This window comes from Streptomyces acidicola (genome assembly GCF_009377235.1).
Classification (GTDB): Bacteria; Actinomycetota; Actinomycetes; order Streptomycetales; family Streptomycetaceae; genus Streptomyces; species Streptomyces acidicola.
In genome coordinates, this window is the sequence record NZ_VMNX01000334.1 from 1 (window position 1) to 7835 (window position 7835).

Below are 7835 nucleotides of genomic sequence, written 5' to 3' on the forward strand. Positions count from 1 at the left end.
GGGCAGGAGAGTGCTGGGGGTCATGGGCATCACCTGAGGTCGAATTGTGGGAACGGGACGGCCCGTTCCGGATGTCGTGGGGGCGTGCGGCGCGGAATGCGCAGTGTGGGAAAGGACTTCGATGAGAAGCCGGTCAGCGGGTCAGGGCGGTGCGGGGACGGGCCCGGCTGCTCCGCCTGCGGCGGATCGCGGCAGGCGTACGACGGTCGAGCCGGGAACGGTGGCCCGCGTCCGCAGGTCCGGCGCCTGAGCCGTTCCGTCCCCCCACCGCACCGGCACCGGGGGGCACGGCGACCAGCCCCGAGCGGAAGAGCCCGTGGTCGATACGGCGAGCCGCGGCCGACTCCAGTTCCTCCCGGAGCGGCCCGTCGCGCAGGACCGCACCGGGACCGAGTAGCCCCTCGACCACGGCCAGCGCCCCGGCCACGTCGCCGTGAACGAGCCGCTCCCGGACCGCAGGCAGTGCCTCCGGGCTGCGGTGCACCCCGTCGATTGCCCGCAGGCACGGCAGCGCCGGCCCGCCGAGCGCCACCAGCAACTCCTCCCGGCGCAGCTCGTCCGGGTCGTGATCGATCGCCGTCAGCACCCCCTCGCGCAGCGCGATCCGGTGGACCTCGCCCCGGCATTCCACCCGGTGCGGATCTCTGCGCTCACAGGTGGGACCGGCCACCGGTGCCGAACGGGACGCCGGCAGTGCTGCGGCGACGAGCGGATGCAGCCGGTCGGCCGCGACCAACCCGGCCCGCACCAGCTCCAGATCCGGAAGGATCCGGGCCGCCGCCTCCGGTAGCACCGGAAGCGCCGCGATCTCCTGCGGCGGCAGCCTCTCCCCCAGCGACCGGCACGTCGGGGCATGACTGTCGTCGGGGGCGACAAGTTCGAACACGGCGTGGCTGCGCGCACCGAGCCGCACGGTGAAGGCCCCGCGAGCGCGGCCCTCAGACCGCAACAGCAGCTCCGCCTCCGCGGCCCATCGAGCCACCGCCCACGGGGAATCGTGAACGGCGGGCTGATCCGGCCGATCGGGCCGATCCGGCAGGGCTGGCCGAGTGGGTGCGTGGGTCCGGTCGGGCGGCGCCAAGGACGGTGCCGCGCCCGCACCGCACCGCCGCGCTAGTTCGCCGCTCCACCCGGAGTCCCACAGATGCCGGTGCAGGTCGAGCCGGAAACGCCGGTCAGGATGCGGGTGGGGATGCGGATGGTGTCCGGGGGCGTCGTTCCCGGACCCTTCCCACAGGGCCAGGGACATCCGCTGTCCGGCGTCCGCCCAGGCCGGCGGCGTCCGCACCACCAGCTGCAACGGCGTTGCACCGGAACTCCGGTAACGGGCCAGACAGATGGTGAGACCGGGCCGGATCCGCCCGTCGGGGGCGATCCGAGGCATGTGCCAGCGCAGCAGATCCGGCGCGAGCCGACGCAGATCTGCACGGAGGTGAGTAACTAGATCGGTGCCGTAACGGTCGCGCACGGCGCGCAGATCGAGATCAACGTCGATCCGGGCGGCGGCGCATGCCCCTGCCCAGTCCCCGACCGCACGCCGCGCGGTCGCAATCTCGATCATGGACAGTGGCACGGCGTACTCGCGCACGCGCTGCCACATCAACAGGTGGGCCGGAACCTCGTTCGCGTTGTGATGTGCCATCAGCACTCACCTTGCGCGAACGATTCCCCCAATCCGTACGAGGAAAAGTTCTTCATCTCCAACATCATAAACACACCGAGGACGATCTGTCTCCAGACCGCCCACCGGCCTTACGCCGCCTTCGCCCCGCCCGCCCGCCGCGACGACGACGCGGACGTGGTCATGGTCGCGGTCAGCGGCATGGCGCTCGCCGCGCTGCGGCGGGCCGCCTGCACCTGCGGCGAGGCCGCGGGGCTGTGCGCGGCCCTGCTGGACGCCGCCAGCCGCGCGCCCTCGGAAGAGTGGCCGGCACTGCGGCTGGCGTAGGGGCTGTCGTTTGATCAGCCCGGCGCCCCAGGCGGGGTCAGCCGATCGTCCACTTCTGGTTGGCGCCGCCCGAGCAGGTCCAGATCTGCAGCCGGGTGCTGTTGGCCGAGTTGTTGCCGGTCACGTCCAGGCACTTGTTGGCCTGTGGATTGACGATGTCGTTCGCCCCGCTGACGGCCCACTTCTGGTTGGGGCCGCCGGTGCAGTCCCAGAGCTGGACCGTGGAGCCGTCGGCGGTGCCGTTGCCGGTCACGTCCAGGCACTTGCCGAGCGCGCGGATCGTGCCGTCGGAGCCCACGGTCCACTGCTGGGCGGCACTGCCATTGCACTCGTAGAGCTGTACGGGGGTCCCATTGGCGGAGCTCGCCCCAGCGACGTCCACGCACTTGCCGGCCAGGCCCCTGATCGCCGCGCCGGTGGACGCGCCGCCGGTCGTCACCGACACGGAGTCCACCACCAGCTGCTGTGGGAATGACGTGGAGCCGTCCGGGTCACCCGGCCAGTAGCCGCCCACGGCCAGGTTCAGGATCAGGAAGAACGGCTTGTTGAACACCCATGTCTTCCCACCGAGGTCGGCCGGGGTGCGCCGCTGGTAGACGTTGCCGTCCACGGACCAGGTGATCGAGTCGGGCGCCCAGTCCACCGCGAAGGTGTGGAAGGCGTCCGCGAAGGCCTGGCCGCCCGGCAGCGAATAGCCGGCGCCTATGCCGCCCGAGCCCGAGTAGCCGGGGCCGTGGATGGTGCCGTGCACGGTGGAGGGCTCGTAGCCGACGTTCTCCATGACGTCGATCTCGCCCGAGTCGGGCCAGTTGACCGGCGTGCCCAGCATCCAGAAGGCGGGCCACATGCCCTGCCCCCGCGGGATCTTCATCCGGGCCTCGACGTGCCCGTACTGCGCGTTGAACTTCCCGGCGGTGTTCAGCCGGGCCGAGGTGTACTGGCAAGTGCCGTACCAGCACTGGTAGTTGGCCGGGTTCTCTTTGCGTGCGGTGATCACCAAGTGACCCTGGCCGTCCAGGGCCGCGTTCTTGTTGCCCGACGTGTAGTACTGCCGCTCGTGGTTGTTGACGTTGTCGCCCGTCTCGATCTGCCACTTCGACGAGTCGACCGCGGAACCGGCGGCACCGTCGAAGTTGTCGGAGAAGGCCACCTCGGCGGCGGTCGCGGCGGTGGGGGAGGCGTCCCGCGGATCCGCTTGCGCCGCGCCGGTCGTGGCAGACGCGACCAGTACGGCGGACAGGGCGGCGAACAGGCATCTGCGGAGCAGGCGTGGGGAGGCCACGGCTCTTCCTTCCATACGGCGGCCGGGCGCACGAATGTGCCGACCGGGGTGGGGGGTGAAGGCGTCGCCCTTTGATTTAAGGAGTGAGGTAAGGGTGCGTCAATACTTTGGTACGGACCAACGGTCGGACGTTCTGCCGTCCCGACCGACCACCTCGCCCGCGCCGTACAGACTGCACTGGCCTGCTGACGCATGGTCATGCCCTGATGCCCTGATGCCAACTCGTCGAACCGTGGTGCTGCCCTGCGCTCGGGCAGGGCGCCACGACGGCGATCGGCTTCGGAGCCAACTGTGCTGATGGATGAGCCTGGCCCTGTCCGATACAGCCGCCCTCACGCGTGTGGCCCGGGATCGACTTGTTCGGCGAGATGCGTCGCCACGCGCCTGGGTTCGCGCTTGGTTGTTGTTGCCTGCGCTGATCCCGAAAACGTGTCGGCCGGACACCACGGTCGCGTGAGCGACGGGGAGTTGTTGCAAGCCCGTTCTGTAGGTGTACAGATGGACACCGCGCCGGGGCTTCGCGATCTCGGCAGTCACGCAACCGCCCAACGCGGGAGCACAGCCCCAGGGAATCACGCTCGTCGCATAGGTCTCAGCAGCCTTCGCGTCAGGCGCCACCCATCGCACGGTGACGGAGAAGATGTCGTCGTCGGATCCGGATTCCGTGGCGAATCGGCAGACACTCGGGCGGGGCAGTTTCTGCCCAGCACCTTACGGCTCGACGACACGGGCAGCTTGACATAGTTCCGGCCGAGTTCGGAGAGAAGTCCGGCGCTGACCAGCCCACAGGCGTCGGGCCATTCCTGCCGCTCGACTCCACCCAGTGCGACGGGCCTCTCCGCGTCCACGGCGCGGTGGCTCGGCCGAAGAGCGGTGTAACGGGTGCCGTCGCGCTCTTCGCTACGGACGATGAACAGGTCCCCACTCATTCCCACGAACGTCCCGGCCACCGGCCAAGGCACGGGGGCACTTCGCCTGCCCGCGAGGTCCATCAAGCTGCTCGCACCCGGCGCCTGCAGACGCGCATCTCCAGGCAACCAGCGAAGGTCTCCGCTGTACGCGCCGGCGGCTTCCACGTCACCGACGATGACCTCGCTGGTCAGGCCGTTGTTGGCCAGGAGTCCTTGGGGGCGTGTCCATATGGTTCTCCCGGTGTCCGCTCGTACGGCGTGCAGGGTGTTCGACCCGGACGACCCTGGGTCCGACTGCGCGCGTGGGTGCGTTTCCGAGAGGTACACCACGCCTCGGGCCTCTCCCACGGGCCAGAGATCGGACTTCCGGTCCGCCTTCCGACGCAGGATTTGCTCGCCTGACTCCGCGAAGAGGCGCAGGTCGTTGTCGAGGCTCACACCGATCACACCGCGGGCCGCGCTCAACCCGACGGAGTCACGCGAACGCCCCAGATCCCTCTTCCAGACACTGTCACCGTCCTCCGCGTTCACCACCTCGAGTTCCGCGGTCCGGCCCGGGCAGCCCTTGAGCAGGGCGATGTAGTCCGCCGTCGTGGCCACGTTGAAAGGGGAAGGCGGCAAACCGAGATCGTCCGGGTCGGATTGCTCGCAGGGGGCGAGCGCGGGCTTCCGTTTGCTCCAGGTGACCGCACCGGTCCGCGGAGCAACTCCCGCCAGTCGGCCATCTGCCAATTCGATCGCAGGTCCCGGATCCAGCAGGAAAGGCGTCTGCCCCAGCCAAGCGTCCTCCCTTCCCTTCCGCAGGGCCGGGCTCGCGGTTTTGTGCCACAGTTTTCGTCCGGTCGCGGGATCGTACGCGTTCAGAACAGTCTTGCCGTCCTGTCCGAACCGCTGTTCCACAGCGAGCATCACGCCACCGGAAAACCCGATGGGCGTGAAACGGTCCGCGGAACTGCGCGCGGTGGAGAGAAATCGGCCGTCGCGTGTGTCCACGACGCTCACTGTCCTGCCCTGCGGAATCGCCAGCATCCTGTCGCTCACCGCCGCCGGCAGTTCCGAAACGTCCAATGCCCGTCCGGAGGTTCGGAACGACCACGCCACGTCCAGCGAGTTGGGGCGTTCGAGCGGCCTGCCTGACGTACCGCCGTCGCTGACCAACAGCCCTACCAGGCTGATGGTCAGCAGTAATCCGCACCCGGCGCGCCAGACGAGGCGCGCACGCTTCGAAACCATTCCGCTCCCCCGTTCGTCGAGATCGGTCAGCATCCCTGTGATGCAGGCAGCCATGGGCAAGGTCGGGGATCCTCGAGCCGACGGTAGACGCCACCCGTGGACCCCTCGTACACAGCCCCATATCGCGCGGAAAAGCCGGTCACCGCGTAGCGCCCCCCTCGTGGGGCGGGAACCGGCACGGTGCCGTCCTTCCCGTTCTGCACGTAACGGATGAGCAGTCCGAATTCCCGGGAGCCCTTCTCCGACAAGAAGGTCGCCGACAGGTTGACCTGCTCTCCAGGCTTGAGCGTGACGACCTTTTCCTTGAAGTACTTCTGTGTGGAGTTCTTCCCCTTGAGGAAGACGGGCTCCGGGCTGTCCATGTCCGCGAACAGCTGGATCTTCGGCTCTCCCCCGGCGTTCGGTTCGCACACCAGCGTTCCGGCGAGCGGCTCGACGGCGCGGGGCGACTTCGGCTTGATCTCGATCGACGTGACGGTCAGGGAATTCGCGCCTCCTTCGAGCGTGAGGCCGACGTTCAGTTCACCGACCCGCGCGCCCTGGTTACGCCGGATGACGGCGTTCACGTCACCGCCGGTCACGAGTTCCGCGCGGTCCTCCGCCGACGACACCTCACGCAGGAGAGCGGTGCATCCGGCCTCGTTCTCCTGCCTCGCGGTCACGACGAACGGCGCCGCTGAAGGGCTCCCCGAGGACGTACCGGCCCCCGCCGATGCCGGGCTCGGCTCGGACTCACCGCTCAGGCCGAGCAATTGGAGGGCGACTGCGGTCAGCACCGCACCGATCACGGGGATGCCCGCACCGAGCCAGAGCACCCTCGCATGCCTCTTCCACCACGGCTCGGGCGTCTCCGGTGGCGTTGGCCGCTGTGTACGAGACCGGCTACGCCCACGCAGCGTGGTCCGGTTCCTCAACTCTCCCCCAGTGAGAGACGAGACGGTTCCGACCGCATGTCAGGTGCAGCCCAGAGAAGGGTCATCGGAGGGGATGATGCGGGCCGGCACTTTCACCAACCTCACACAGCACTACCGCCCCGGCCGCCAAGCCGGCCAAGGCGAACAGCCTCCTGGTTCATGGCTTCAGAGCATCTGCCCGAGGAGCTGCAGACCGTACCCGTCTCCGCGCAGCCCCGAGCACACGGACTGGCTGCACCAAGTGGGAGCAGCACATCGCCAGCAGGCTCTGAACGCGGTCGACCACAGCGTCCGCCTCTACACCGTGGGGCCGTGCCTACGCCCTCCGACGACGCTGCCGAGCCCGAGCTGGTGCCGGTGCAGGTCTGGCACCAGCGGCCGGTCGACGGTGTCGACTACGACCAGGTCGTCTGGGCCTACCGCCGCCCTCCCAACACCGCGTCAGGCTGCGAGAGCCGTCCGTAACAGCCCGCCGGCAGATGGCCCCGTCCGTCGCGTGCGAGTCGTCGTACGCCAAAACGATCAGCCTGTGGGCAGATTCCGGCGCGGGAGCGGGCGAACCACCTGTCCGTTCTCAACGAAGAAAGTCGGCTGCGAGCTGCCGACCGCGGCAGACCAAGTTCGTTGAGACGGCCACTCACCGAGCAGTCGGCTGTCCTGACCTGGTCCGACACGGCCGCTGGGCGGCCATCGGCCTGTCGATCGGCGATCTGATCATGGCTCGACGGCAGTTGCTGAACCTGAAGCTGCTCGCCGAGCGGCACTAGCTGTTGCGGGACAGGAGGCTGTTGACTCGAGAAGCGGCTACATAGCTTCGAGTCATTCATTCAAAGCGGTTGACAAGGCTGAGCAGCACGGTGGTGATCGTCGATCGGGCGAGTTCAGGGCTGATCGTTCCACGAGCGGCCGCATGGCCAAGTGCGTCCGCGGCGCCTGCGAATGCGATCGCTGCTTCCTTGTCGAGGTCTGCGGCGCCGTCGGCGACTCGTATCGCTTGTCGGCAGATGTCCATGTACCGGTGTTCAGATTCTCGTGGCTTTCCCGAGGTCTGGTGTGCCGACCAGTGTGGCCACCACTCCACTGAGTTCGCCGCCTTGGGAGACCATGCACGAAACGTGAGCCGTCGCGATCGTTTCCATCCGCTGCAGACGACGGGCTTGGAGATCCCTGCTCTGCCGGCCAGGTATGCGAGTGTGAGCGCGCGAGGCCGAGTGCGGGTACACGGGCCCCGCGGCGACATGGCCCGGAAGCGACATCCGTGGGGCGACGAGGTGGCACGGGCGCTGCGCGATGCGGCAGCAACGTTCAAGGGATGCGCTGACGCACCGGCATACGAAAAGGCGCGTACCGATGCCCCTCACCCGGGACATCGTCACCCTCGCCGCCTGGGCGGGAAACCATGGGGGGCGGTGACGCGGTCGAAGTCGCGTACCAGGGAGCCAGCGCAACGGGCCCGACCCGGGTCTGGCCACCCTGGCAACGAGGCAGGGCCGGGGATATGTGAGGGTGGGGCGGTGCCGTCCGGGGCTGTGGCGGCGGTCGTGGTG

At 68.7% G+C, this 7835-nt stretch carries 7 protein-coding genes; 2 read left to right on the forward strand and 5 right to left on the reverse strand.

Annotated features, from left to right (window positions below; all coding sequences use genetic code 11):
* Positions 1 to 133 precede the first annotated feature (133 nt).
* Positions 134 to 1642, reverse strand: coding sequence for a hypothetical protein (locus FPZ41_RS42620; RefSeq protein WP_152869795.1), 1509 nt, complete (start codon positions 1640 to 1642; stop codon positions 134 to 136).
* On the opposite strand from FPZ41_RS42620, the gene FPZ41_RS42625 reads away from it, so the two are divergent.
* The gene (locus FPZ41_RS42625) at positions 1634 to 1948 is read left to right on the forward strand and encodes a hypothetical protein (protein WP_152869797.1); all 315 of its coding nucleotides are present in this window, start codon (positions 1634 to 1636) and stop codon (positions 1946 to 1948) included. The two genes, FPZ41_RS42620 and FPZ41_RS42625, sit on opposite strands and share 9 nt — an antisense overlap.
* A 37-nt stretch (positions 1949 to 1985) precedes the next feature.
* Here the strand turns inward: FPZ41_RS42625 and FPZ41_RS42630 are convergent, their stop codons facing one another.
* From FPZ41_RS42630 to FPZ41_RS42640, 3 genes are all read right to left on the reverse strand, one after another.
* On the reverse strand, positions 1986 to 3230 hold the full coding sequence (locus tag FPZ41_RS42630; protein ID WP_322621449.1) for a ricin-type beta-trefoil lectin domain protein: 1245 nt from the start codon (positions 3228 to 3230) through the stop codon (positions 1986 to 1988).
* A gap of 572 nt (positions 3231 to 3802) precedes the next feature.
* Positions 3803 to 5407: an outer membrane protein assembly factor BamB family protein gene (locus tag FPZ41_RS42635; protein ID WP_194236414.1), complete on the reverse strand. Its 1605-nt coding sequence runs from the start codon at positions 5405 to 5407 to the stop codon at positions 3803 to 3805.
* Positions 5401 to 6189: a hypothetical protein gene (locus tag FPZ41_RS42640; protein WP_152869803.1), complete on the reverse strand. Its 789-nt coding sequence runs from the start codon at positions 6187 to 6189 to the stop codon at positions 5401 to 5403. The genes FPZ41_RS42635 and FPZ41_RS42640 overlap by 7 nt, the downstream gene beginning before the upstream one ends.
* Positions 6190 to 6600: 411 nt before the next feature.
* On the opposite strand from FPZ41_RS42640, the gene FPZ41_RS47595 reads away from it, so the two are divergent.
* Positions 6601 to 6753: a hypothetical protein gene (locus tag FPZ41_RS47595; RefSeq protein ID WP_194236415.1), complete on the forward strand. Its 153-nt coding sequence runs from the start codon at positions 6601 to 6603 to the stop codon at positions 6751 to 6753.
* 358 nt (positions 6754 to 7111) lie between these two features.
* Here FPZ41_RS47595 and FPZ41_RS42650 read toward each other — a convergent pair whose 3' ends face one another.
* Positions 7112 to 7300, reverse strand: coding sequence for a hypothetical protein (locus FPZ41_RS42650; protein WP_131571388.1), 189 nt, complete (start codon positions 7298 to 7300; stop codon positions 7112 to 7114).
* Positions 7301 to 7835 lie beyond the last annotated feature (535 nt).

Excerpts from the sequence above, each read along its gene's own strand:
- FPZ41_RS42625 (WP_152869797.1), top strand. The coding sequence starts at position 1,634 with ATGTGCCATCAGCACTCACCTTGCGCGAACGATTCCCCCAATCCGTAC.
- FPZ41_RS42620 (WP_152869795.1), bottom strand. The coding sequence starts at position 1,642 with ATGGCACATCACAACGCGAACGAGGTTCCGGCCCACCTGTTGATGTGG.
- FPZ41_RS42635 (WP_194236414.1), bottom strand. The coding sequence starts at position 5,407 with ATGCTGACCGATCTCGACGAACGGGGGAGCGGAATGGTTTCGAAGCGT.
- FPZ41_RS42650 (WP_131571388.1), bottom strand. The coding sequence starts at position 7,300 with ATGGACATCTGCCGACAAGCGATACGAGTCGCCGACGGCGCCGCAGAC.